Annotated in this window: 19 protein-coding genes; 6 read left to right on the top strand and 13 right to left on the bottom strand. The window is 69.9% G+C overall.

Features of this window, described 5'->3' with window-relative positions; translation table 11 throughout:
* Positions 1-111: 111 nt before the first annotated feature.
* A complete protein-coding gene (locus tag DJ81_RS01845) occupies positions 112-990 on the top strand; it encodes a hypothetical protein (protein ID WP_094525778.1) in 879 nt (292 codons plus the stop codon).
* 453 nt (positions 991-1,443) lie between these two features.
* Here the strand turns inward: DJ81_RS01845 and DJ81_RS01840 are convergent, their stop codons facing one another.
* The gene (locus tag DJ81_RS01840) at positions 1,444-1,629 is read right to left on the bottom strand and encodes a DUF1328 family protein (protein WP_094588162.1); all 186 of its coding nucleotides are present in this window, start codon (positions 1,627-1,629) and stop codon (positions 1,444-1,446) included.
* Between the two features lie 396 nt (positions 1,630-2,025).
* On the opposite strand from DJ81_RS01840, the gene DJ81_RS01835 reads away from it, so the two are divergent.
* Together DJ81_RS01835 and DJ81_RS01830 are read left to right on the top strand one after the other, a co-directional pair.
* Positions 2,026-3,894 carry a PAS domain-containing protein gene (locus DJ81_RS01835; RefSeq protein ID WP_170938217.1) on the top strand — a complete coding sequence of 623 codons (1,869 nt, stop codon included), beginning with the start codon at positions 2,026-2,028 and terminating at the stop codon, positions 3,892-3,894.
* A gap of 59 nt (positions 3,895-3,953) precedes the next feature.
* Entirely contained in the window at positions 3,954-4,910 is a 957-nt protein-coding gene (locus DJ81_RS01830; protein WP_094525781.1) for a phosphoadenosine phosphosulfate reductase family protein, read from the top strand.
* A 139-nt stretch (positions 4,911-5,049) separates the two neighbouring features.
* Here the strand turns inward: DJ81_RS01830 and DJ81_RS01825 are convergent, their stop codons facing one another.
* From DJ81_RS01825 to DJ81_RS01800, 6 genes are all read right to left on the bottom strand, one after another.
* Complete coding sequence (locus tag DJ81_RS01825; protein WP_094588157.1) at positions 5,050-6,321, bottom strand: glycosyltransferase family 4 protein; 1,272 nt, start codon at positions 6,319-6,321, stop codon at positions 5,050-5,052.
* A gap of 171 nt (positions 6,322-6,492) precedes the next feature.
* On the bottom strand, positions 6,493-7,668 hold the full coding sequence (locus DJ81_RS01820; RefSeq protein ID WP_094588180.1) for an alpha-D-ribose 1-methylphosphonate 5-triphosphate diphosphatase: 1,176 nt from the start codon (positions 7,666-7,668) through the stop codon (positions 6,493-6,495).
* Between the two features lie 1,232 nt (positions 7,669-8,900).
* Complete coding sequence (locus tag DJ81_RS01815; protein ID WP_094527402.1) at positions 8,901-9,458, bottom strand: diadenylate cyclase; 558 nt, start codon at positions 9,456-9,458, stop codon at positions 8,901-8,903.
* A gap of 97 nt (positions 9,459-9,555) precedes the next feature.
* Positions 9,556-10,458: a bisanhydrobacterioruberin hydratase gene (cruF, locus tag DJ81_RS01810; protein WP_094588155.1), complete on the bottom strand. Its 903-nt coding sequence runs from the start codon at positions 10,456-10,458 to the stop codon at positions 9,556-9,558.
* Entirely contained in the window at positions 10,455-11,342 is an 888-nt protein-coding gene (locus DJ81_RS01805) for a prenyltransferase (RefSeq protein WP_394338285.1), read from the bottom strand. The genes cruF and DJ81_RS01805 overlap by 4 nt, the downstream gene beginning before the upstream one ends.
* 8 nt (positions 11,343-11,350) lie before the next feature.
* Positions 11,351-12,850: an NAD(P)/FAD-dependent oxidoreductase gene (locus DJ81_RS01800; RefSeq protein WP_094588151.1), complete on the bottom strand. Its 1,500-nt coding sequence runs from the start codon at positions 12,848-12,850 to the stop codon at positions 11,351-11,353.
* Between the two features lie 150 nt (positions 12,851-13,000).
* On the opposite strand from DJ81_RS01800, the gene DJ81_RS01795 reads away from it, so the two are divergent.
* Both DJ81_RS01795 and DJ81_RS01790 read left to right on the top strand, forming a co-directional pair.
* Positions 13,001-13,705, top strand: coding sequence for an SDR family oxidoreductase (locus DJ81_RS01795; protein ID WP_094524687.1), 705 nt, complete (start codon positions 13,001-13,003; stop codon positions 13,703-13,705).
* Positions 13,706-14,206: 501 nt separating this feature from the next.
* Positions 14,207-15,058, top strand: coding sequence for an SDR family oxidoreductase (locus tag DJ81_RS01790; RefSeq protein ID WP_094527405.1), 852 nt, complete (start codon positions 14,207-14,209; stop codon positions 15,056-15,058).
* Positions 15,059-15,127: 69 nt separating this feature from the next.
* Here DJ81_RS01790 and thiE read toward each other — a convergent pair whose 3' ends face one another.
* Positions 15,128-15,760: a thiamine phosphate synthase gene (gene thiE / locus DJ81_RS01785; protein ID WP_094524689.1), complete on the bottom strand. Its 633-nt coding sequence runs from the start codon at positions 15,758-15,760 to the stop codon at positions 15,128-15,130.
* A 127-nt stretch (positions 15,761-15,887) separates the two neighbouring features.
* Between thiE and DJ81_RS01780 the strand changes: the two genes are divergently transcribed.
* The gene (locus tag DJ81_RS01780) at positions 15,888-17,360 is read left to right on the top strand and encodes an MATE family efflux transporter (protein ID WP_094557474.1); all 1,473 of its coding nucleotides are present in this window, start codon (positions 15,888-15,890) and stop codon (positions 17,358-17,360) included.
* Positions 17,361-17,387: 27 nt separating this feature from the next.
* Here DJ81_RS01780 and DJ81_RS01775 read toward each other — a convergent pair whose 3' ends face one another.
* The 5 genes from DJ81_RS01775 to DJ81_RS01755 form a co-directional block, all read right to left on the bottom strand.
* On the bottom strand, positions 17,388-18,248 hold the full coding sequence (locus DJ81_RS01775) for a mechanosensitive ion channel family protein (protein ID WP_094557475.1): 861 nt from the start codon (positions 18,246-18,248) through the stop codon (positions 17,388-17,390).
* 109 nt (positions 18,249-18,357) lie between these two features.
* Entirely contained in the window at positions 18,358-19,521 is a 1,164-nt protein-coding gene (gene cofG, locus DJ81_RS01770) for a 7,8-didemethyl-8-hydroxy-5-deazariboflavin synthase subunit CofG (protein WP_094588149.1), read from the bottom strand.
* A gap of 107 nt (positions 19,522-19,628) precedes the next feature.
* Complete coding sequence (cofC, locus tag DJ81_RS01765; RefSeq protein ID WP_094588147.1) at positions 19,629-20,324, bottom strand: 2-phospho-L-lactate guanylyltransferase; 696 nt, start codon at positions 20,322-20,324, stop codon at positions 19,629-19,631.
* A gap of 13 nt (positions 20,325-20,337) precedes the next feature.
* Complete coding sequence (locus tag DJ81_RS01760) at positions 20,338-21,516, bottom strand: tubulin/FtsZ family protein (RefSeq protein ID WP_170938216.1); 1,179 nt, start codon at positions 21,514-21,516, stop codon at positions 20,338-20,340.
* A 157-nt stretch (positions 21,517-21,673) separates the two neighbouring features.
* Entirely contained in the window at positions 21,674-22,570 is an 897-nt protein-coding gene (locus tag DJ81_RS01755) for a complex I NDUFA9 subunit family protein (protein WP_094524695.1), read from the bottom strand.
* Positions 22,571-22,631 lie beyond the last annotated feature (61 nt).

The following is a 22,631-nucleotide window of genomic DNA, read 5'->3' as shown; positions in this document are numbered from 1 at the left end:
AACTCCTTCGCGCCGCGCTTCCGACCGGTTAAGCGGTGGTAAGTATCTCGGTTACTGTCAGGTCAGTGATTTTTTATATAGGAGTGAGGCGTCCGTCGATGCGAGAACACGATGGCGGACCAACCGCGGCCCGAAGGCGAGAACGAGAGCCGGTCGCGGCGGTCGGTGCTCCGCTCGCTCGGCGGAACCGGCGCGACCCTGCTCGGCGGCGTCGGGGCCGCGGCCGCCGGCGGCGTCGGAGCGTACCGGCGCGACCGGGCGTCCGAACACAGCGGCGGCGACGGGATCCCGGACGAACTGAAGCGGTCGGAGGCGTTCCACGAGCGTCTCGTCGACCGCTTCGGCGCCGACTCGTTCGAGGGGCTGGAGGTCGGCCGGACGGACTTCCTCGTCGACGCGAGATACGTCGGAACCGCGGCGGTAGACGACTCCGTCAAGCGTCGTCTGGAGGCGCTGTTCCGCGACAACGGCATCCACATGCAGTGGCTCGACCACCCGGACCGGATCGACGAACGGCGGTTCCTCGAGTCGTACGGGAACGACGTGCACAGCATCCTCTGGGCGACCCAGAGCTTCTACGCCCGCGAGGTCGAGGCGGACCTGAAAAACGTCGCCTTCCAGCTCGTCGTCGTTCCGGGGCGGCGCGAACCCCCGCACGTGGGGCGCGTCTACTGCCACCTCTCCGACGGGTTGCGCGATCGGTGGAACGACGGGTGGGTCAACGGCATGAACGCCGGGAACAGGGCCGTCGTCGGCCACCGCGACTCGCCCCGCGAACAGGCGCGCTTAGCGCTCCACGAGATCGCCCACCTCGTCCTCTGTCACGACGACGATCCGGCGAACACCGGGGAGATGGGGACCCAGCAGCGACTCGACCTCACGGACGACGAGTGGACGGAGCTGCGAAACGGTCTCGACGCGGTCCGGGACACCACGGGGTACGATGTCGCCTTCCGGCGGTGCTCCTGGACGGAGTACGTGCCGGCGTGAGCCGCGACGCGCCGCCCGCCCGTTCGCACCCGGGCGCCGACGGCCCGGCTCTCGCTTCGGACCGGCGACGGGATTACGGACAAAAAGCAGGAGGGTGGCGGTGCGGCAGTTGCGCGCGGATCCTGTGACGCTTCCCCCTTTCGGAGTGGCAGGGAACTCAACTCCGATCGGCTGTGCCGGAAGTGTCGTCCACTTCGGCATCGAACGATACGGCCGGCACCAGTATTATTATCAGGATGGTAAACGCCGGGATCGCGGGCTCCGCTCCGGGAGTCGGCGGCCGTCGTCCGCTCGCGGAACCGACTGTGACTCCGCGACGGAGGAGTGACCTCGCGGAAGGCGGCGTTTCGGCCCTCCGAGATGAAAGGTGAGAGAACGGGAGGGAATGAGACGAAAGGTGAGAGAAAGAGAGAGAACGAAAGTGAAGGCGTCAGCGCGGCCGCGAGAGGGAGATCAGAGGAACAGTGAAGCGACGAACAACACGAGGAACACGAACACGAAGATCTTCGCGATGCGCATGGACACCCCTGCCACGCCTCGCAGTCCGGCCACCGCGGCGAGGACGGCGAGAACGAAGAACAGCAGCGCTATCTCGATGAACCCGCCGCTCTGTAACGTCACGAAGTCGGCGTACTGCATCAACGAACCGACCTCCGGATTCGATCGACACCCAGACGTCTCGGTCCGCTCGCCGTCAGTAGTTGACGCATGGATCCGAATTGTGCCATCGGGCCCTTGATTATCTGTCTGATAATTCGCACCGATCGGCGGCGGTCGAGTCCGTGGCCGCGCGGCGGCGTCAAGCCCTCCGCCCATCGAGAGTCGCCCGAGTCCGCCGACCGCACTCCAACCGGCTCCCGCTCTGCGATATAAATGACTATTTTATGTCACTCCTTCCACCGCTAAGCCTGAGCGCCGCGGAAGGGGTATGCTTTTCCGACGACGGTGCCGATGTCCCGTGTCGAAGTCAAGTTCGCGTGTAAGGGGCCGTCACGGCCGCGTAATGATCGACAGCTGATACGATACCACGGATACATGAACGAAACGGTGTTGTACGTCGGTACGGAAGCCGAGGGACTGCGACGGGTTATCAACGACCGGGAGCCGGCGGATCGCCCAAACGCCTTCACGACGACGAGCGTGAGCGACGCGGTCGATCGGCTGATCGGCGGCCGGTTCGATCGGGTACTGCTCGGTTCCGGCACCGAAACGCGCGACGTTCGAGTACTGCTTCGACTGGCGGACACCGACCCGTCGCTGACGACGCTCTCTCGACGAGAGGCGCACGAATCGCTCGACGACGACCTGGCCGCGCTGGTCGACGGGACGTTCGACCCGGACGACCCCGAGTCGGACGGCCCGCTCGCCGCCGTCGGTGAGCCCGTCGGCGACGCCGCGTCTGGGGCGGTCTCCGCGACACGGCCGACCGCCTCGGCCGACGACGCCGTCGACGACCCCCTCTCGGAGTCCGCGACCGGGATCGCGTGCGTCGATCGGGACGGGACGTACCTCTGGGTGAACGACCGCATGGCGGACAGTATCGACGGGCCGGACGGGGACGTCGTCGGGCGTTCGCTGCGGGACGCTCCGCCCGAGGATCTCACCGCCGATCTGCCGGAGCTCTGGGCGCACGCGGTTCGAACCGGAGCCAAACAGCGGACGGTCGTCTCCGACGGCCCATCGTCGCGATCAGTCACGATCCGTCCGATCGACGGGGACCGGTATCTGCTGCTCGAAGAGCCCCACGAACCGGAGTTCGCGTTCACCGGGAAGTACCTCGATCGGCTCGCCGATCTGTTCTTCATCGTCGATTTCGACGGCAGGCTCGTGTACTGGAACGAGGCCGTCTCCGAGGTCACCGGCTACAGCGACGTCGAACTCGGTGAACTGGACGCGTTCCGGCTGTTCGACAGCGGCGATCGCGATCGCGCCGTCGAGGCCGTCGAGAGGGTCCGGTCGGACGGCGAACACTCGATCGAACTTCGATTGGCCACGAGCGACGGTGAGACGATCCCGTACCAGTTCTCCGCCTCGGTCGTCGAGGACGACGCCGGACGCCCGCTGTACGTCTGCGGCATCGGGCGCGATATCACCACGAAAATAGAGATGCAGGCGGAGATCGAGTCGGTCGTCGACGATCTCCGGGAGTCGAACGCCGAGCTGGAACGCTTCGCGTACGTCGCGTCCCACGACCTCAAGGAGCCGCTCCGGACGATCCAGAGCTTTCTCAGGCTCCTCGAAAACCGCTACGGAGACGAGCTCGGCGACGACGGGTCGGAGTACGTCGAGTTCGCGATCGACGGCGCGGCCAGGATGTCGTCGATGATCGACGACCTACTCGAATACTCCCGCGGCGGCGGCGAGGTGTCCTTCGAGGCCGTCGACACCGAGGCGGTGTTCGAGGAGGTGATCGAGAACCTCCGGTCGACAGTCGCCGAATCCGGAGCGAGGATCACCGCCGGCTCCCTTCCGACCGTCGCGGCCGACAGGACCCTCGTCGTCCAGCTGTTCCAGAACCTCGTGGAGAACGCGATAACACACGCCGACGGTCGGCCGCAGGTACACGTCACCGCGGAGCCCGCTGGCGAGATGGTCCGGTTCGCGGTGGCGGACGAAAACGGGGGGATGACCGAGGCGGAAACGGAGGGGATATTCGAGATCTTCTCCAGCGGCCACGACGAGACGGGGTCCGGAATCGGGCTGGCGACGTGCGAGAAGATCGTCGAGAGCCACGGCGGATCCATCGGCGTCGAGTCGGAGGCGGGGGTCGGCTCCGTGTTCCACTTCACGCTCCCGAAAACCCCTCCTTCCGGCGGCGAGCAGGGTGACGCCGCCGCGGTCCCCGCGGACGCCGTCGGATCGGTCGACCCGTCGACCCACGGCGACGGCGGCGCGCAGCGCTGAGGGGTCCCGACATTAGGGACCGCTTCATAATGTGGGTCGGTCGCGTGAGACCGAACGGTATGACACGGACCCCGGAGCACGCGGACGTCGATTACGGCGACGGTGCGGACGAACTTCCCACCGACTACCCGACGTTCAGCGACAAGGCGGCCAAGGCGTTCGACGTGGCTCACCGAGCGCTCGAGGCGTACGACGACCCGGCGGTCGTCTGGACCGGCGGAGCGGACTCGACGCTGACGCTCCACGTCGTCCGCGCGGTCGCCGACCGACGCGGATACGACCGACCGCCGGCGGTGTTCCTCGACCACTTTCAGCACTTCCCGGACGTCGTTGAGTTCGTGGAGCGATGGGCGGACGAGTGGGGGATCGACCTCCACGTGGCTCGCAACGAGGACGTGGCGGCCAACGCGACCGACCCCGGTGACGAGGTTCGCGTCGCGGACCTGAACGAAGCGAACCGCCGACACGTCCGGGACGTTCTCAAATACGACGGCGAGACGTTCCCGTTCCTCCTCGACGGCTACGTGGGCAACCACCTCCTCAAAACGGTGCCGCTGAACGACGCGATCGAGACCCACGACGTCGACGGCGTCGTCTCCGCCGTCAGGTGGGACGAACGGGGGGCCCGGACCGACGAGACGTTCTTCTCGGCCAGTCGATCGGCCGACGCGCACCCGACGCACGACCGCGTCCATCCGATCCTCCCGTTCACGGAGGCCGACGTGTGGGAGGCGATGTGGACTGAGGTCGTCCCCGCCACGGTCCCCGAATTCCCGGAGGAGGGACGCCTCCCCGAAAGCGCGGCCGATCTCCCGGACGGGGTCGACGTCGAAGACGTGCCGGTCTCCGGCCGCTACTTCGAGGGGTACCGGTCTCTCGGGAGCGCCGTCTCGGCCGAGAAGGAGGACGACTCCCCGGCCTGGGTACAGGAGCGTGCGGGGACGACCGGGCGGACCGGCGGCACGCGGGACGACGAGGACCTCATGGAGCGGCTCAGCGACCTCGGGTACATGTAGGTCGGACGGAATCGGAACGGGGCCGAATCGACGAGCGAGGGCCGGGTCGACGAGCGAGGGCCGGGTCGACGAGCGACGGCACGCGCGGTTTGCCCTGACCGCACGTCGGAACGCGGTCCGCGACCGTGAACGGTCCGGCTCAACGACCGGATCTATCGGCCGTCTCGACCGTCTCGCGGTAGAGGTCGCAGAACTCTTCGAGCACCGTTTCGGGGGCGAACGTCGCGAGCTGGTCCCCGATCGCGTCGCACCGCGCGGGATACTCGGCGATCAGCCGCTCGACCGCCGCAGCGAGCCGTTCCTCGTCCCCCGGTTCGAACAGGACCCCGGCGTCGCCGACGATCGCCGCCATGCTCCCGGTGTCGGAGCTGACGATCGGCGTCCGGCTGGCGAGCGCCTCCAGCATCACGCGGCCGAACGGTTCGTCGATGACGCCGGGGTACACGAACGCGTCCGCCTTCCGGTACTGAGACGCGAGCTCCTCCCGTTCGAGGAACCCGTGCCAGACGATCCGGTCGCCCGTGCCGAGGGTGTCGGCGATCTCTCGAAGTCGATCCTCGAGGGGGCCGGTGCCGGCCACGTGCAGCTCCGCCTCGACCCCGCGGTCCGAGAGGGCCGGTAACGCCCGAAAGAGGACGTCGACGCCCTTGATCTGTCGTAGCGACCCGGCGTAGAGGAGTCGGACCGGATCCTCCGCGGTCGCTCGGGGCCGAGCGGGCTCCGTCTCCGGCGGCTCGGCGCAGAACCGCTCGTCGTAGAAGTGCGGGATGACGCGGATCCGGTCCCGATCGAACCCGACGCCGACGTAGTCGTCGCGGAGGTGAGGAGAGAGCGCCTGATAGGCCGTGACCTCGTCGCACCGCTCGATCGACTCTTTCACCAGCGGCGCCCGACCGGCCGCGAGGTAGGCGGACTTCGCCTCCGACTCCGCCCCGTTCCGTCGGTTGATCGCGGTCGCCGGCACGCAGCCGGCGCACTTCAGCGGTCCCGGACCCGAACAGCTCTCCCGGCCGTGGTATCGGAAGCTGGCGGTCGGACACACGGCGAGATAGGAGTTGAGAGTCGCGAGCGTCGGGCAGTCGAGCGTCGCGAGCGTGGGAATGAACGCCGACGAGTAGGAGTGCACGAGGTCGTGAGCCTCGAGTTCGGTTCGTTTCGAGCGCAGCGCATCCTGTTTCGTCGCGATCGGGTGCGGCAGCATCGAGAGATCGTCTTGGACGACGTACTCGACGCGGTCCCGCGCCGGGAGGTCCGCCCGCCGCGCCTCCTGCTGTGTGACCACGTAGACGGTCAGGTCGTGCCGGTGCGACAGCGTCTCGATCAACAGGGAGGACGTGTTCGCGGCCCCGGTCTTCCCCTGTCCCGGGCACTCGACGGGGACGAACCCGACGTCGAGATTCGGTTCGGTCATGTGCCTACTGGCGTTCTGTTGGGGATATTTATCTGGAGAGTAATCGGGGTCCGCCCTCTCCGTTCAGCTCGGGCGCCGGCGCCGCCTCTCGACGGGTCGGACCGTCAGTCGCGACGAACCGCGGCCGCGACGACTCACGGCCGTACCGAACGACGGCGGCGATGGCGCGCCTCAGGCGGTCGGGACGCGTTCGCGGGCGTCGTCTGGGCGGGTCGTCCGTACCGCCTCCCGCCCGCCGACGTAGACGCGTTCGACGGTCGGGGTCGGGTCGGGATCGACGACGAGCACGTCGGCACGGGCGCCCCTCCGAAGTCGGCCGCGGTCGTAGAGCCCGACGGCTTCCGCGGGGTTGACCGTGACTCGGGCGACTCGGGTCGCCAGCGGTTCGCCGGTGTCGACGAACGGGGCCTTCAGCAGCGACCGCGGGTGGTAGTCCGTGCAGAGGGCGTCGACGACGCCGGCGTCGACGGCCTCCCGCGCGTTCAGGTTCCCCCAGAGGCTCCCGCCGCGAACGAGGTTTGGAGCGCCCATCGTCGTCGCGACGCCGTGTTCCGACGTCGCTCGCGCCGCCGCCTCCAGCGTCACCGGGAACTCGCTGATCGACGCGCCCATCGCGGCCATTCTGTCGACCGCCTCGGGCGAGTCGTCGTCGTGGGACGCGAGCGGTACTCCCCGGTCGCGGGCGAGGGCGGCCACCCGGCCGATGAACTCGACGCGCTGCCGGGTCGAGGTGTTTCGGCGTCGGACCGCGAGCGTCGCGGCCGACTCCCGCGTGCAGTCCCGCTGCTCGACGTAGTGGTCGCTGAACTCCTCGTCGTCGAACTGTCCGCCGTCCGGGGAGTGATGCATCACCGACACGAGATCGACGGGGACCGCCTCGAGGAGCGATTCGACGGCTCCGACGCTCTCCTCCGAGAGCTCGCACCGCGCGTGGATCCGGTTGTCGCATAGCGTCTCCTCCGCGCCGGCGATCGCCCGACTCAGGTCGGTCGCGTCGGCGATCGAGCGGTCCTCCGACGGCGTCTCCTCGAACGCGATCGCGTGGAACTTCGTCGTGATCCCGGCAGCGGCGTTCCTGCGGTCGGCGGCGATCACGGCCTCTCGCGCGTCGACGCGCGCGCCGGATCGCGGATACAACTCGTCCTCGACGTCGTCCCCGTGGAGGTCGACGAGCCCGGGCATCACCACGTTCCCATCGGCGTCGACCGTCGTCGCCTCGGGGATCGGTTCCGTCCCGGCGTCGCCCACTTCGGCGACGCGACGGTCCGCGAGGACGACGCGTCCGCCCTCGATGACCCCGTGCGGCGTCACGATCGAACCGTTCCGGATCTCGACGGGATCGGTCATCTCCGCCACCCGTCGGCCGGCGCGAGCGACCGTTCTGTCCGTCGGCACATGAGCCGAACTCTGGGCCGGCGCTATCTTTATTAATCACTCGTTCAGAGCCGCGGAAGTCGGCGGAACTCGGCTATCGGAGGGCTAAAACGCGACGCAGACGGGTCTTCACGGGTGTTCTCCGAGGCAACTCCCGACTCGTCTCCGACGGCGCCTCCGCCCCGTTGCGAACGGTCTGCACGAGTCGAGACCACCGACCCCGAGGAATCCGAGAATCTGCATCGCCCACACGCGACCCCCCTTCGGAAGCCGATGACCCGTTCGGAAGCCGGTGCCCGGCGGGCGACTCGACCGATCGGGCTTGCGATGCGACCGCACGGATCGGCCGGGCGACGCCCTTTCGACCTCGCCGCCGTCGACGGCGGCGCTGTCCGGGTCGACCGGACTGCGACGAGGGTCGCGTATCGCGACGCCGTTTCGACGACCGTCGGATCGGCGTTACAATAGTATAAAAACTGGTATATTCTATATACTACCACTTTTATTATATTTATTTCCGTTTCGGTCCGGCCGCATCTCGCCTCGGAATCGGAGTCCGGTTCGGTGACGCGCAACGTGGGCCCACGGGACTCCACCGCGAGGCGAGTCGCAGTGGCCACCCGCGGTTCCCCGCGGACCGCTGCAAGCGCGATCCCAACTCTGCGGGCGCGATCCCAACTCTGCAGGCGCGATCGCAACTCTGTAAGCGCCATCGCAACTCTGTGAGCGCCATCGCCGTCGAGAATCCGTACCCTCGGCGGACGCGGCCGAACGAGAGCGATTTCATCGGTCGCGAACCGACGGTTGCGTCAGACCGGTCGCGCGGGTCGTCGATCCGACTGGGGGTTCCGTCGACTGCGACGTGGTACGGACCCGTTCGATCCGCGGGCCGTCGACCGGCTCTCCGAGTCGGGCCGCAAGCGGTCGAATGACCGCACGAACCCAGATTTATAAGAAGTCGATGATATATGCATGAGCGAAAGTAGTGCGGTACAGCGGCGGGGACACCGAACTTCGACAGTCCGCGCCGCGTCTCCGATCGCACCGCGACGTCCGGCTCGATGGGTCTCCGTTTCCGTCGGAGGAAAACTCCCGGACGCGGGCACTCGGAGGTCCCGCCGCCTCGCCGTCGGCTCCCGACCTGAACGACGTCCGGGCTCGGGGGTAGAAACGCGGTCGACGACACCGAAATCTCCGTCCGGCGCCTACTCGGCGCGCCACTCGCCGCCGATCTCGTTGCGCCGCATCGACGTCGCATCGCCGTCGCGGAAGACGCTCACGCGCCCCGTCTCCTCGCTCAGCGTCACCGTCGCCACGACCTCCGGCCGGACCGAGGTCTCGATCGCGCTCATGTGCCGCGACCCCATCCACGGCTCGTAGCTCACGTCGTCGACGAGCCGGGACTCGCCGCTCCGGGTGCCGAGGTCGCGGAAGCGAACCATCTGCTCCTCGACCTCGCCGTCGACGGCGACGACGATCCCCCCGTCCCGTTCGACGCTCACCGTCCCGGCGGCGTCGACGAACGCGTCCTCGTCGAAGACCGACGCGCAGTCCTCCCGGGGCCAGCGGTTGTCCCCCATCGCGTCGGCGTACGCGCCGTAGCCGCGGTCGGCGACGACCGCGAAGTACAGTCCCGGTCCCTTGACGTGCGGCTCCTCCCACCCGTCGAACGCGACGCTGATGTGCTCGGCGCAGTACGTCAGCCGGTCGACGACCTCGCTGACGCGCTCGTGAGCGCCGTACTCGATCGTTAGCCGACTCATTCCCCCTCCTCGCCGGGCCGCGCGCGACTCTCCTGAACGCTCATATCACCGGAAAGGAGGGGGACGTATATAAGCGATACCGAGTCGGGTCGGGGAGTCACTCCCACGGGGTGAACAGCCGCGCGTCGAACCGGTCCGCTCGGAGGAGTCCGACGCAGAACGCGGCGGCGACGGCGGCCGGGAGGGGGTTCCCGTACCAGAGGTTGATCCCGCCCCAGAGGATCACGAAGCTCACCATGTCGTCGAGCATGAACTCGCAGTCGCGCAGGCGGTCGCGGAGCGTCGTCCCCGCGAACGCGCGGTCGAGCGTGACGACCGCGACCGTCGCGGACACCACCCAGCCGGCGTAGTTCGAGAGCGGGACGCCGTAGAAGCTCCCGCCGCCGAAGCTCCAGAAGCCGAGCGCGACCGCGCCGGGGTCGAGCACCACGTCCATCGCGACGACCGCGGCGATCACGGTCAGCAGGCGAAGCCAGCCGTTCGAGGCCCGCGGGCCCAAAAGGAGGAGACAGAGCAGGTACGCGTTGACCACGAGCGGGATGAAAAAGACCGGGAGCGCGACCGGCACGCCGCCGAGCATCGGCCCGAGGTCCACGACGTACTCGAAGTTTCCGTACGGCCACCCCGTGGCGACGCCGACCAGTTCGATCGCGTAGGTGTACGCGGTCAGGACGCCGATCCACCCGAGCGCGCGGCGGTCGAGCGCGGGCAACACCCCGACGACGAGCGGCGAGCGCATCACCAACACCCCGAACAGCACGAACCACGGGTGAAAGGCGAACGGCTCCGGCACCCATCCCTCCGCGCTGCCGACCAGGGCGAGCGCGCCGACGAGCGGGAACAGCACGGCGATGGTGAACCGGTTCTCGCGGACGGTCCGGTCGAGCAGGCGCTCCGCCTCGCGGCGCGTGTCGGGAAGCCGCGCTCGGAGCGTGTCGACGCCGGACGCGGCCGACTCGGCCGACCTCGCGGACCCCGCCGATCCGTCCGGGTCGCTCACGCGAGCACCTCCGTGATCGGGTAGACGCGCCACAGCCCGCCCATCGCCAGCAGGGTGCCGACGGCGGTGTTCAGCGCCGGGAACCACCAGTACGCGCGGTCGACCGACACCGACGAGGCGGCGACCCACGCGACGAAGACCGGATACACGCCGAGCAGCGCCCCGAGCCGGAGGTCGACCGCGGCGAACGCGGCCGCGGCGACGGCCCAGCACGCGAAGCAGTAGGCGTACGTCCGTCCCTCGCCGAGCAGCGTCGCCGTCGTCCGGATCCCGGCGGCCCGGTCCGGTTCGATGTCGGGGATCGCGGAGAACGTGTGCATCCCCATCGTCCAGAGCCACGCGCCCGCGAGCGCCGCGAGCGGGGGGTGGACCCCGGCGACGGTCGCGTACGCGGCCGCGCCGGGGAGGATGTACAGGCCGTTCGAGACGGAGTCGAGGAACGGCGTCGTCTTGAACCGCACCGGCGGGGCGCTGTACCCCACCGACAGCAGGAGGAACCCGGCGAGGTACGGCCACGCGACCCGCGGCGCGAGCGCGAAGGTGGCGAGCCCCGCGAGCGCCGACGCGAGCACCGCGACCGCGACGAGCCGGCTCCCACGCCAGCGCGCCTCGCGGTCCTCCTTCTTCGGGTTCAGCTCGTCGATGTCGGCGTCGAACGCGTCGTTGACGCCGTAGAGGAAGACGTTCGCGGGGACGAGGAAGTACGCCGCCAGCGCGACGGTCGTCGGCGTGAACAGCTCGCTCACGTCGCCGATACCGTACGTGACGCCGACCGCGACGGGGCCCGCGAGGTACAGCCAGAAGCGCGGCCGCGACAACACCAGCAGGTACCGGAGGTCCTCGGCGAACGCCCGCCGGCCGGAGTCGGTCGCTGTGTCGGTCACGGCTTTCCTCACGCCGTCTTCGAGACCGTCTCCGCCGTTATCTGTCCGCTGATGAGACACATCGGGACGCCGATGCCGGGCGTCGTCGTCGACCCCGTGAAGTAGAGCCCGTCGACCGCGTCGGACTCGTGGGACGGCCGGAGCAGCGAGGTCTGTCGCAGGGTGTGCGCCAGGCCGAGCGCGCTCCCCTGATAGCTGTTGTACCGGTCGGCGAAGTCGTCGACGCTGAACGTCTCCTCGACGACGATCCGGTCGCGGAGTTCCGTTCCGGTGTTCTCGGCGATATCGTCCAACACGAGGTCGCGGTACTCCTCGCGCAGTTCGGGCGTGTCCTCGAGCCCGGGCGCGACGGGGACCAAGGCGAAGAGGTTGCTGTGCCCCTCGGGCGCCACCGTGTCGTCGGTCTCAGAGGGCACGCAGAGGTAGTAGGCGGGGTCGTCGGGCCACGCCGGGTCGTCGAAGATCTGCTCGAAGTGACCGTCCCACGCCGTCGGCAGCACCAGCGTGTGGTGTTCGAGGTTCGGCACGTCGCCCTCGACGCCGAGGTACAACAGGAACGCGGAGGGGGCGTACGTCCGCGACTCCCAGTACGCCTCGGTGTACTGCCGCTTGCGCGGCGGGAGCAGTTCCTGTTCGGTGTGCGCGTAGTCGGCGTCGGAGACGACCAGGTCCGAGAGGTAGCGCTCGCCGTCGGCGGTGTCGACCGCGAACGCGCCGCGGCGCCCCTCGATCCCCGTCACCTCGGCGTCGGTGACGTACTCCACGCCGAGGTCGTCGCCGAGCTTGACGATCCCGTCGACGACGGCGCCGATCCCGCCCTCGGGGTAGTAGACGCCCATGTTGTAGTCCACGTGGCTCATCAGGTTGTACAGCGCCGGGGTGTTGTACGGCGAGCCGCCGAGGAAGACGAGGGTGTACTGCATCAGCTGCTGGAGCTTCGGGTGGTCGAAGTAGTCCTCCACGTGTCCCTGCATCTTGCCCAAAAGCGAGAGCCCCCACGAGTACCGGAGCACGTCCTTGTCGACGTAGTCGCGGAGGCGCGGCCGGTCCTCGTAGACGAAGTGCTCCATCCCGATGTTGTACGTCCGCTCCGACTCCTCCAGATAGGCCTCGAACGCCTCGCCTGCGCCGGGTTCGTACTCCTCGAACAGCTCCCGGTTCGCCTCGCGGTCCGGGAGCACGTCGACCTTGTCGCCGTCCTTCCAGAACACGCGGTAGTGGGGGTCGAGCCGCTCTAACTCGTAGAACTCGTCGGGCGAGCGGCCGAAGTGGCCGAAGAAGCGCTCGAACACGTCCGGCATCAGGTACCACGAGGGGCCCATGTCGAAGCGGAACCCGTCGGTCTCCAGTCGGCTCGCGCGCCCGCCGAGCTGTTCGTTCTTCTCCAAGAGGGTCACGTCCGCGCCGGCGTCCGCGAGGTAACAGGCTGTCGAGAGACCGCCGAATCCACCGCCGATCACGACGACGGATTCGCCGGCCACGGCGTCGATGTCCGGGGCCACGTCCATGTTAGATCGTAGGGGCGGCGGCGGTATAAATACCGGCCAGACGCGGCGGCGGTCCCCCGCTCCGCCCGTCTCGGCTCCGCCGCCGACGGCCGCCGATCCGACGCGGCGAGTGGGTACGCCTAAGTCGCCGACGCCCCTACCGATTCGCATATGGATCCGACGGTCGCGATCACCGGCGCAACGAGCGGGATCGGGCGGGCGGTTGCCGAGGCGTTCGTCGAGGCGGGGGCGTTCGTCGCCGTCTCCGGCCGCGACGGCGACGCGGTCGATCGGACCGTCGCGGAGCTGAACGGCGACGGGGAGGGCGCCGCCGGCGAGGCGTGGGGCGAGCGCGTCGACGTCCGCGACGAGTTCGACCTCGAGCGCTTCTTCCAGCGGGCCGCCCGCGAGGGGGGACCGATCGACGTCGTGCTCGCGAACGCCGCCGTCTTTCACGGCGGCCCCGGCGAGAGCCCGACGGACGAGGTCTCGTACGCCGACTACGACGACACCATGCGCACCAACGCCCGCGGCGCCTTCGCGACGATCGGCGAGGCGGTCCCGCACCTCGCCGACGACGCGCGGGTGATCGTCCCCTCGGGGTCGGTCGCCCACGAGTCGAAGGCCGGGATGGGCGCGTACGCGGTCTCGAAGGCGGCGGCCGAGGCGGTCGCGCGCGGGTTCGCGGCCGACCTCGACGCGACGGTCGGCGTCGTCGACCCGGGACTCGTCGCCACCGACCTCACCGGCATGGAGCGCGCTCGCGACCCCGAGAGCGTCGCGCCGCTGTTCGTCTGGGCGGCCACCGAGGCGCCCGCCGAGGAGCTGAACGGCGAGCGACTGGGGCTGCGCGAGTGGAAGTCGGCGACGCGATAGGACTCGATCGAGTTCGGATCGGCGGAGAACACCTCCGAAGCCCCAGCCGCTCGCTTATAAATAGTCGCTGACGGATCGGCGAAGAACACCTCCGAAGCGGCAGTCGCTCGCTTATAAATAGTCGCTGACGGATCGGCGGAGAACACCTCCGAAGCGGCAGCCGCGCTCGACTCCCACAGCTTGCTGCGGTCCTCGGTCGCTACGCTCCCTGTGGTCCTTGCGTCGCTGGGGTTCGTCGAGCGCGGCTGCCCCTTTGAGTCCCGCCCCACACAGCGACCGCACCTCACGCCTCCCCAGCCTCGCCGGTCGCCCATCGCTTCGCTCGGGCGACCGCCTCCCTCGCGCGTGCTCCTCGCGCCCGAAGGGCGCTCGGAGGCACGCGCCACCGCGGTTGTTGTTTACAACTGATCGTCGTCTTCGCTTATTGATATTTAAATATCGTCTCGCCGATTCCGCGGCCCGGACACCGAGAATTATCCCTCGGTCGGTCGAAGGGGGGATATGGCACTCGCGGACCCCGACCTCTCGGGCTCGACGGCGTTCATCACCGGAACGACCCGCGGCATCGGCAAGCAACTCGCGCTCGCGCTCGCCGACCGCGGCTGTAACGTCGTCTCGACGGGCAAGACGACCGACGACGACGACTCCGAGCTGGCGGGGTCGATCGAGCGGACGGCCCGCGAGGTGCGCGACCGCGGGGCCGAGGCGCTCGCGCTCGAACTCGACCTCCGGGACGAGGACCGCGTCGAGGCGGCGGTCGGGGCGGCGATCGACCGCTTCGGCGAGGTCGACGTCGTGATCAACAACGCGAGCGCGATCCAGCTCGCGAACGTCGCCGACCTGCCGGCCGATCGGTTCGACCTCCTGACCGACGTGAACGTCCGCGGTACCCACCTCGTCGCGCACGCGTTCGCGGACCACCTCGCGGGGCTCGACGAGGCGTGGTTCCTGTCGAACTCGCCGCCGGTCGTGACCGACCGCTCGCCGGGGAAGGCGCCGTACGCGTGGTCGAAGCTCGGGATGTCGTTCATCACGCTCTCGCTGGCCGAGGAGCTGGCGAGCGACGGCGTCGGCTGTAACACGTTCTGGCCGGTGACGACGATCGACACCCGCGCGACCCGCTACTTCGGGCTCGGGACCGAGGACGACTGGCGCACCCCGGAGATCGTCTCCGACGCGGTGCTCGAGATCCTCGCGCGCGACCCCTCGGAGTGCACCGGCGAGAGCTTCTACGACGAGGCGCTGCTCCGGGAGGCGGGCGTCACCGACTTCTCCGACTACAACCTCACCGAGGGCGACCCGGCGCCGATGTCGGCGCGGCTGTTCGACCCGTCGTTCGAGCGCGAGGCGTGACCTCGCCCCCGGTGCGGCGACGACGCGTCGCCGGCGCCGAAACCGCATGGAGGCCGTCGCGACCCGTCGTCACTCCGTGACCGCCTCCCGGAGCGCGGCGGTCGCCGCTTCCGGGTCCTCGGCGGCGGTGATCGCGGAGACGACCGCGACCCCCGCCGCGCCGGCCGCGGCCACCGCGCCCGCGTTGTCGGCGTCGATCCCGCCGATCCCGATAACCGGGAGGTCGACCGCCCTCGCGATCTCCCGGACCCGCTCGGTCCCGATCCCGTCTCTCGCGTCCGGCACGTCCTTCGTGCGCGTCCCGTACACCGCCCCGACGCCGAGGTAGTCGGCGCCCGCCGCCGCGGCCGCCTCCGCCTGCTCGACCGTCGAGGTCGAGCGCCCGACGATCGCGTCGTCGCCGAGCTGTTCGCGCGCGACCTCGATCGGGAGGTCCGACTGCCCGAGGTGGACGCCGTCGGCGTCGATAGCGGCCGCGATGTCGACCCGATCGTTGACGATCAGCGGGACGCCGGCGTCGGCCGTGAGTTCGCGCAGCCGCGTCCCGACCTCGTACCGCTCCGCGTCGGGCGCGTCCTTCTCGCGGAGCTGCACGGCGTCGACGCCGCCCGCGAGCGCCGCCTCGACGACCGCCTCGGTGTCGCGGCCCGCCGACCGGCTCGACTGCGTCACGAGGTACGTCCGCCACTCAGTGGTATTCATTAGTTGTACCTTCGGGCGGTCGCCGTGAAAAGCTACCGTTCGAGCGACGGTCCCGCGCGGATCGGGACGCCCCCCGCGACCCGCCGCGGTGAACAGACCCAAGCCGCGCCGCCCCGTACCGACGGTGATGCGATCACGACTCCGGGCGGCGGCCGCCCGACTCCGTTCCGCGCTCTCGCGGCTCGGCTCGGCGACGGCGGACGGGCTCGACCGCGCCGGCGTCATCGACCGCGACCGGCTCGGGGAGACCCTCGACCTCGCGTGGCCCCGGGTCGTCACCGGGTTCGCGATCATGTCGAAGAACACGGTCGACCTGGCGGTCGTCGGGATCGCGCTCGGGGCGCCCTCCGTCGCCGGGCTGGCGTTCGCGTTCGCCTACTGGCAGCTCGCGAAGTTCGTCTCGATCGGGCTCGCCGGCGGGACGGTGTCGCTCGTCTCGCAGAACTACGGCGGCGGCGAGGGCGACCGCGCCGCGCTCGTCGTCAAGGCCTCTCTCCTCGTCGCGCTGGCGCTCGCCGCGCCCATCGTCGTCGGCTTCGTCGCGTTCGCGGAGCCCCTGATCGCCCTCGTCGGCGGCGAGGGGACCGCCCTCCGGGCCGGGACGGTGTACCTCGCCGTCACCGCGCCGGCGCTCGCCTTCGAGTTCTTCAACATGATCGCGAGCCGCACGTACGCCGGCGTCGGCGACACGTTCACGCCGATGGTGGTCCGGGCCGGGGGCGCGCTCCTCAACGTCGCGCTCACCGCCTGGCTCGTGCTCGGCGCCGGCCTCGGCGTGTTCGGCGCGGGGCTCGGCACCGCCGTCTCCGTCGCCGCCGTCGGGGTCGCGCTCTCGTGGGGGATGACCGGCCGGTCGTACTTCGGGCGCGGCGCCTCGCCGATCCCGATCGGGCGAGACGGCCCGTGGATCGACGCCGGCCTGGTCCGACAGCTCCTCCGGGTCTCCGCGCCCCTGATCGCTCGCCGCGTGGCCGAGGGCGTCGCCGTGTTCCCCCTGCTGTGGATCGCCTCCTCGTTCGGCGACGCCACCGTCGCGGCCCTCGAGGTCGGGCGGCGCGTCCGGGCGCTCCTCGGGAGCTTCAGCTGGGGCTTCTCCATCGCCGCGAGCACGCTCGTCGGCCAGCGGCTCGGCGCGGGCGAGGAGTCGCTCGCGACCGAGTACGGCCGCGACGTGATCCGGCTGTCGGCGGTCGTCTACGCCCTCGCGTCGGCGGTCGTCCTGCTGGCCGCCGACCCGATCGCCGGCGTGTTCGTCGACGACCCGGCGGCCGTGACCGCGACCGCCGCCTTCGTCGTCGTCGCCGCGATATCGGCGGTCCCGCTCGGCGTCGACGGCTCGGTGACCGGGTCGCTCAGAGGGGCGGGCGACACCCGCTGGCCGTTCCTCGCGTCGATGGTCGGGCTGTACGTCGTCGCGCTCCCGGCCGCGCTGCTCGGGCTGGTGACGCCGCTCGGCGTCGGCGGGCTGTACGCGGCGGTGATCGCCGAGAAGCTGGTGCCGGCCGGGTTGAACCTCGCGCGGTTCCGCTCGGACCGGTGGCAGGCGGTCAGCCGGCAGTACCGGCCGGACGCGGCGGAGGGCGACGCGTCGACAGACTAACCGAAACGGCTCTCGCGGGCCGACCCGTCACTCGTCGTCGGCGACCGACTCGAGGACCTCGACGCTGCCGGTGAGCTGCCGGTGGACGTACGGCATGTCGATGCCGGCCTCGTCGAACGCCTCCTTCACCGCGGTGACGTACTCCGAGCGCACCCGGACGAAGTCGCCGCGGTCCGGGTCCGAGATCCACCAGCGCGACTGGAGTCCCACGGCCGAGTCGCCGAGCTCAACGAGCCGGACCGAGACGCCCGGGTCGTCGAGGATCTCCTCGTGCGCCCGCGCCTTCTCCACGATGATGTCGGTCGCCTGCGCGATGTCGTCGTCGTAGCCGATCCCGAAGACGAACTTCTGGCGCAGTGTCTCGTAGGCGACCGGGTTGGTGACGGCGCCGTTCGCGAGGTCGCCGTTCGGTACCGTGATCCGCTCGTTGTCGAACGTCCGGACCCGCGAGACGCGCAGGTCGATGTCCTCGACGCGGCCGGCGTTCCCGTCCCACTCGATCCAGTCGCCGACCTCGAACGGCTTGTCCTTCAGGATGAATATCCCGGCGACGAAGTTGCCGAGGAGGTCCTGCGCGGCGAAGCCGACCGCGAGCGCGATGGCGCCGCCGAAGACGGCGAACGCCGAGAGGAACGCGCCGTAGCCCGCCATCGTGAATCCGATGGCGATCGCCGCCACCCAGACGACGGCGTTCGCCACGCTCGACCCGAGGCTGAGAACGGCCTCGTCGAACCCTCGCGACCTCAACACCCGTTTGACCGCCGGCACGAGCACGACCTTGCCCAGCAGCAACACGCCCACGAACCCGACGAGGAACAGGGCCACCGAGAAGAGGATCCCCGTCAGGGCCGCGCTCAATCCGAACCCGCCGAACTGTAGTGGTAGCATCACGCACCCATTCGGAGAGGTATTTAAAGAAGCTACTGGCAGCGCAGTTGTTTATCCCGGGTCTGTCGCCCGGTTCGGAGCCGCACGCGACCCGCGAACCGGGGTCCGCTCAGTCGCCGCGGACCGCGAGCGGTCCGTCGCCGCGGGCGACCCCGCGAAGCCGCCGCCCGTGGACGTCGTCCGCGCGGATCCGGTCGATCACCGCGGAGGGGAGCCACCCGTCGCGGCCCGCCGGCGAGCGGGCGGGGTCGACGCCCGCCGGTCGGAGGTCGTCCGGGAGGTACCGCTCGTAGGTCGGGAGCCGCTCGCGGAGGGGCATCCCGCCCGCGTCGGCGACCGCCCGGAGGCCGTCGAGGTCGGGCCACTCGTAGGCCGGGTTGATGTAGTCGTCCGTCACCGGCGAGACGCCGCCGAGGTCGTCTATCCCGCAGTCGACGAGGTCGGCCGCGGGCGAGAGGTTCGGCGGGACCTGTACCGACACCTCCGGGGGGAGCGCCGCCCGGGCCATCGCGACGACGCGGCGCATCGTCCGGAGATCGGGCTTCGCGAAGTCCGACCGCTCGTTCGGGACGACGTTCTGCACGATCACCTCCTGGACGTGGCCGTGGCGCTCGTGGAGCCGGCGTATCGCGAGGAGGCTCTCCGCGCGGTCCCGCCAATCCTCGCCGATGCCGACGAGGATCCCCGTGGTGAACGGGACGCCTCGGCGGCCCGCGGCCCGGATCGTGTTGAGCCGCTGGCCGGGGGTCTTCCGCCGACCGCCGCCGTGCGCGTCGACGTCGGCGGTCGTCTCCAGCATGACGCCCATCGAGGCGTTCACTTCCCGCAGGGCCGCGAACTGCGACTCCGTGAGGTCGCCGGGGTTCGAGTGCGGGAGCAGCCCCTCCTCCAAGGCGATCTCGCAGGCGCGATACAGGTAGTCGTGGACCGAGTCGAACCCCCACTCGTCGAGCGTCTCGTGGATTTCGGTGTACCGGTCGTCCGGCTCGTCGCCGAACGTGAACAGCGCCTCCGTGCAGCCGGCGTCGGCGCCGACGCGGCAGCGCTCGCGGACCTCCGCCGGCGAGAGCAGGGAGGCCTCGCCCGGCACGTCGTAGTAGGTGCAGTAGGTACAGGTGTACCGGCAGGCGGTCGTCAGCGGCACGAAGACGTTCCGGGCGAAGGTGAGCCGCTCCGCGGGGTCGACGTCGGCGGGCGTCACCGAGAGCAGCCGCTCGACGCGGTCCGCGTCGATCGAGAGGTCGATCCCGTACTCGCCGGCCGCCGTGAACACGTCCGCTTCTCACGCTCGCGGTTCAAAAAGGATCGCGGTCCCGGATCCCTCGCGCCCGTCGGCTTCGCGCTCGACGCCCCGGTCGCTCGGATGCGGTCCGTCCCGGCTCACTCCCGTTCGACGCCGACCCGCCCCTCCGTCGCGTCGAGCGCGAAGCCGGCGTCGCGGAGCCACCGCGCCGCCCTGCCGCCGTCGGCGTCGTCGTCCGTGCCGTCGTCGCCGCCTTCCACGCCGTCCGCCTCGGCGTGGATCAGCAGTTCCGCGAGGTCCGCCGGCTCGTCCACGTCGGTCGCGAGCCGGTGGGAGTCGACCACCGCGACGCTCGCGCCGACCTCCGCGGCGATCCGCCGGTGGTCGAGGTAGGAAGCGCCGTGGTAATCCACCCGAAACGCCGGGTGGCTCGCGGCGAAGGCGTTCGTCCCGCCGCCGCGACCGGGCGCGATCGCGACGTCGGCCTCGCGACCGGCCGCGAACAGCTCCCGGAGCGCCTCGGGCGTCGCGAGCGCGAGGTCGGCCATGACGACCGCGACGGGCGTCGCGTCCTCCGGAGAGTCGTCGACCCGCGCGTCGAGCGCCGCGTTGACCGCGTCGGTCAGCGGCCGCTCGTCGACGTCGACGGGGCACGCGAGGTCGGCCTCGACCGGGCCGGTGGCGAGCACCCGCGGGTCGCCGTCGGCGGCCCGGACCGCGTCGAGCACGTCGCGGAGCATCGCCCGCGCGAACGCCTTCCGCTCGTCCGGGTCGAGGACGGCGGAGAGCCGCGACTTGGGGCGGTCGGTCGAGAACGGGACGAGGACCTCCATCGGGAGGGTCGCCCTAGAACAGGGATTCCAGCTCGTCGCTGTCGTCGCTGACGAGCTCGTCGAGGTTCTCGTCGCTCTCCTCGCGGATCTCGTCCAAGTTGTCCTGCGCCTCGATGGCGACCTGTTGGAGCTCCTTGATCCGCGGGACGTTCGTGACGCCCGCCAGCAGGATCACCGTCGCGACGAAGCCGGCGCCGCGGTACGGGTAGTCCCCGCCGCGGACCTCCATCGAGCCGGTCTGCTCTTCGAGCCACTTCCGCCCGCGCTCGATGCCCTTCCGGTTGAGGTACTCCGGCGGTCCCGCGAGCACGAGCAGCGCGCGCTCCGCGCCCTCGATCTCGCAGGGGAGCGTGAGCCGGCCCAGCGCCGCCTTGCGGACGAGGCTGGTGATGCGGTTCGTGGTGTGCGCGCTGTCGAGCTCGTCTCCCCCGTCGTCGTTGCGGAGCCGCGAGAGCAGTCCCCCCGAGCTGCGCTCCTCGACCTCCTCCTCCGCGTAGCCGACGGTGGAGACGCCGCCCCCGGAGAGCGTGTTGATGATCTCCGAGGAGTCGACGACGCTCTCGGCGACCTCCTGCCCCTGCTGGATCTCGCCGGCGCCGAAGAGGATGCCGAACCGCCGGACGATCTCCTCGTTGATCTCCTCGTAGCCGCCCTGAACGGACTCGCCCGTCTTCCGCCAGGCATCGTTGTCGAACACCATCAGGTTGTCCACCTCGCGGACGAACGTCTGGAACGAGCGGGCCGCGTTGAGGGTGTAGATCCCGCCCTCGTCGCTACCCGGCAGGACCCCGAGCCCGTAGACGGGCTCGGTGTAGATCCGCTTGAGGTGTTTCGCGAGCACCGGCGCGCCGCCGGAGCCGGTACCGCCGCCGAGCCCGGCGACGACGAGGAACGCGTCGACCTCGTGGACCGGGATCGAGTCGATGGCACCCTGCACCTCGTCGATGTCCTCCTCGGCGATCTCCGCGCCGAGCTCGTTGTCCGCGCCGACCCCGTGGCCCTTCACCCGGGACTGCCCGATGAGTACGCGCTGGTCCTCGGCGACGTGCTCGAGGCCCATCAGATCGGCCTTGGCCGTGTTGACGGCCGCGGCCGCGCGGACGATCTCCGATCCCGTCCGCTTGTCGTACTCCAGGAATTTGTCGACGACTTTCCCCCCCGCCTGTCCGAATCCGATCATTGCAAGTTTCATCGTGTGCTCCCTCGGCCTTTGAAAGAAACAGAACGTGAAGGCATATTTAAGCCTTCGGTTGCCGTTACCATCGCTGATAGCCACCTGAGTGACACGAACGGCGCCGCGACTTCGGTGTCATCGCCCGGATCGCCGTCACGTCCCCCGATCGACCCCGTCATCGCACGCCGAGGTGCGCGCCGAGCGTGGTCAGTTCGCCGGGGTCGACGCCGAACGCGGCGACGTCGTTGTCCGCGGTCGTGTTGTCGAACTGTAACGACCGGTACTGGTCGGGCCCCATCGGAAAGCCGGGCACGGCGCCCAGCACCGACAGGCCGATTTTGGCGAGCGGCATCGGCAGCGGGACGATGGTGACGCCCTTGCGTTCGGCCTCGTACACGAGGTCGGTCACCTGCCGGAGCGTCAGCGTCTCCGGGCCGCCGATCTCATAGGTCTCGCCGACGTGTTCCTCCTCCTCCAGCGCGTCCACCAACATCGGAACGAGGTCCTCGACGTGGATCGGCTGGAACCGGGTCTTCCCGCCGCCGGGAAGCGGGTACAGCGGAAGCCCCGGGGCGAACATCCCCTTCAGCCGCTTGGTGAACGAGACGAACTCCCCGCCCTCGCCGAAGACGACCGACGGCCGGAAGATCGTCCAGTCGAGGCCGCTCCGGCGAACGATCTCCTCGGCCTCCCCCTTCGCGCGGATGTACGCCGTGTCGCCGTCGGGGTCGGCCCCGAGCGCGCTGAGCTGGAGGAACCGGTCGACCCCGCCCGCCTCGGCGGCGTTCACGAGGTTCTCCGTGCCGCCGCGGTGGATCCGGTCGTGCATCACGTTGCCGCCCTTCGGCTCGAACAGCGGCGAGAGCGCGACCAGATTCACCACGGCGTCCTGCCCCTCCACCGCCCCGGCGATCGAGTCGTAGTCCGTGACGTCGCCCCTGACGACGTCGACGCCCTCCGGCGTCTCGCTCCCCGAGCGGGAGAGGGCGGTCACGTCGTGGCCCCCCTCGGCGAGCGCGCGACAGAGGTACGACCCGATGAACCCGGTCCCGCCTGCTACCAACACCTTCATGCGCGGAGTAATGCGAGGAGCCCCCGTAAACCTACCGCGATGTCGGGCGGCGCGCGGAGCG

It is taken from the genome of Halorubrum sp. Hd13, assembly GCF_002252755.1.
Classification (GTDB): Archaea; Halobacteriota; Halobacteria; order Halobacteriales; family Haloferacaceae; genus Halorubrum.
This window is presented reverse-complemented; position numbering and strand designations above follow the sequence as displayed.

Bases quoted from the DNA above. Each gene is read 5' to 3' on its own strand.
- DJ81_RS01845 (WP_094525778.1), top strand. From the start codon at position 112: ATGGCGGACCAACCGCGGCCCGAAGGCGAGAACGAGAGCCGGTCGCGG.
- DJ81_RS01840 (WP_094588162.1), bottom strand. From the start codon at position 1,629: ATGCAGTACGCCGACTTCGTGACGTTACAGAGCGGCGGGTTCATCGAG.
- DJ81_RS01835 (WP_170938217.1), top strand. From the start codon at position 2,026: ATGAACGAAACGGTGTTGTACGTCGGTACGGAAGCCGAGGGACTGCGA.
- DJ81_RS01830 (WP_094525781.1), top strand. From the start codon at position 3,954: ATGACACGGACCCCGGAGCACGCGGACGTCGATTACGGCGACGGTGCG.
- DJ81_RS01825 (WP_094588157.1), bottom strand. From the start codon at position 6,321: ATGACCGAACCGAATCTCGACGTCGGGTTCGTCCCCGTCGAGTGCCCG.
- DJ81_RS01820 (WP_094588180.1), bottom strand. From the start codon at position 7,668: ATGACCGATCCCGTCGAGATCCGGAACGGTTCGATCGTGACGCCGCAC.
- DJ81_RS01815 (WP_094527402.1), bottom strand. From the start codon at position 9,458: ATGAGTCGGCTAACGATCGAGTACGGCGCTCACGAGCGCGTCAGCGAG.
- DJ81_RS01800 (WP_094588151.1), bottom strand. From the start codon at position 12,850: ATGGACGTGGCCCCGGACATCGACGCCGTGGCCGGCGAATCCGTCGTC.
- DJ81_RS01795 (WP_094524687.1), top strand. From the start codon at position 13,001: ATGGATCCGACGGTCGCGATCACCGGCGCAACGAGCGGGATCGGGCGG.
- DJ81_RS01790 (WP_094527405.1), top strand. From the start codon at position 14,207: ATGGCACTCGCGGACCCCGACCTCTCGGGCTCGACGGCGTTCATCACC.
- thiE (WP_094524689.1), bottom strand. From the start codon at position 15,760: ATGAATACCACTGAGTGGCGGACGTACCTCGTGACGCAGTCGAGCCGG.
- DJ81_RS01780 (WP_094557474.1), top strand. From the start codon at position 15,888: ATGCGATCACGACTCCGGGCGGCGGCCGCCCGACTCCGTTCCGCGCTC.
- DJ81_RS01775 (WP_094557475.1), bottom strand. From the start codon at position 18,248: ATGCTACCACTACAGTTCGGCGGGTTCGGATTGAGCGCGGCCCTGACG.
- cofC (WP_094588147.1), bottom strand. From the start codon at position 20,324: ATGGAGGTCCTCGTCCCGTTCTCGACCGACCGCCCCAAGTCGCGGCTC.
- DJ81_RS01760 (WP_170938216.1), bottom strand. From the start codon at position 21,516: ATGAAACTTGCAATGATCGGATTCGGACAGGCGGGGGGGAAAGTCGTC.
- DJ81_RS01755 (WP_094524695.1), bottom strand. From the start codon at position 22,570: ATGAAGGTGTTGGTAGCAGGCGGGACCGGGTTCATCGGGTCGTACCTC.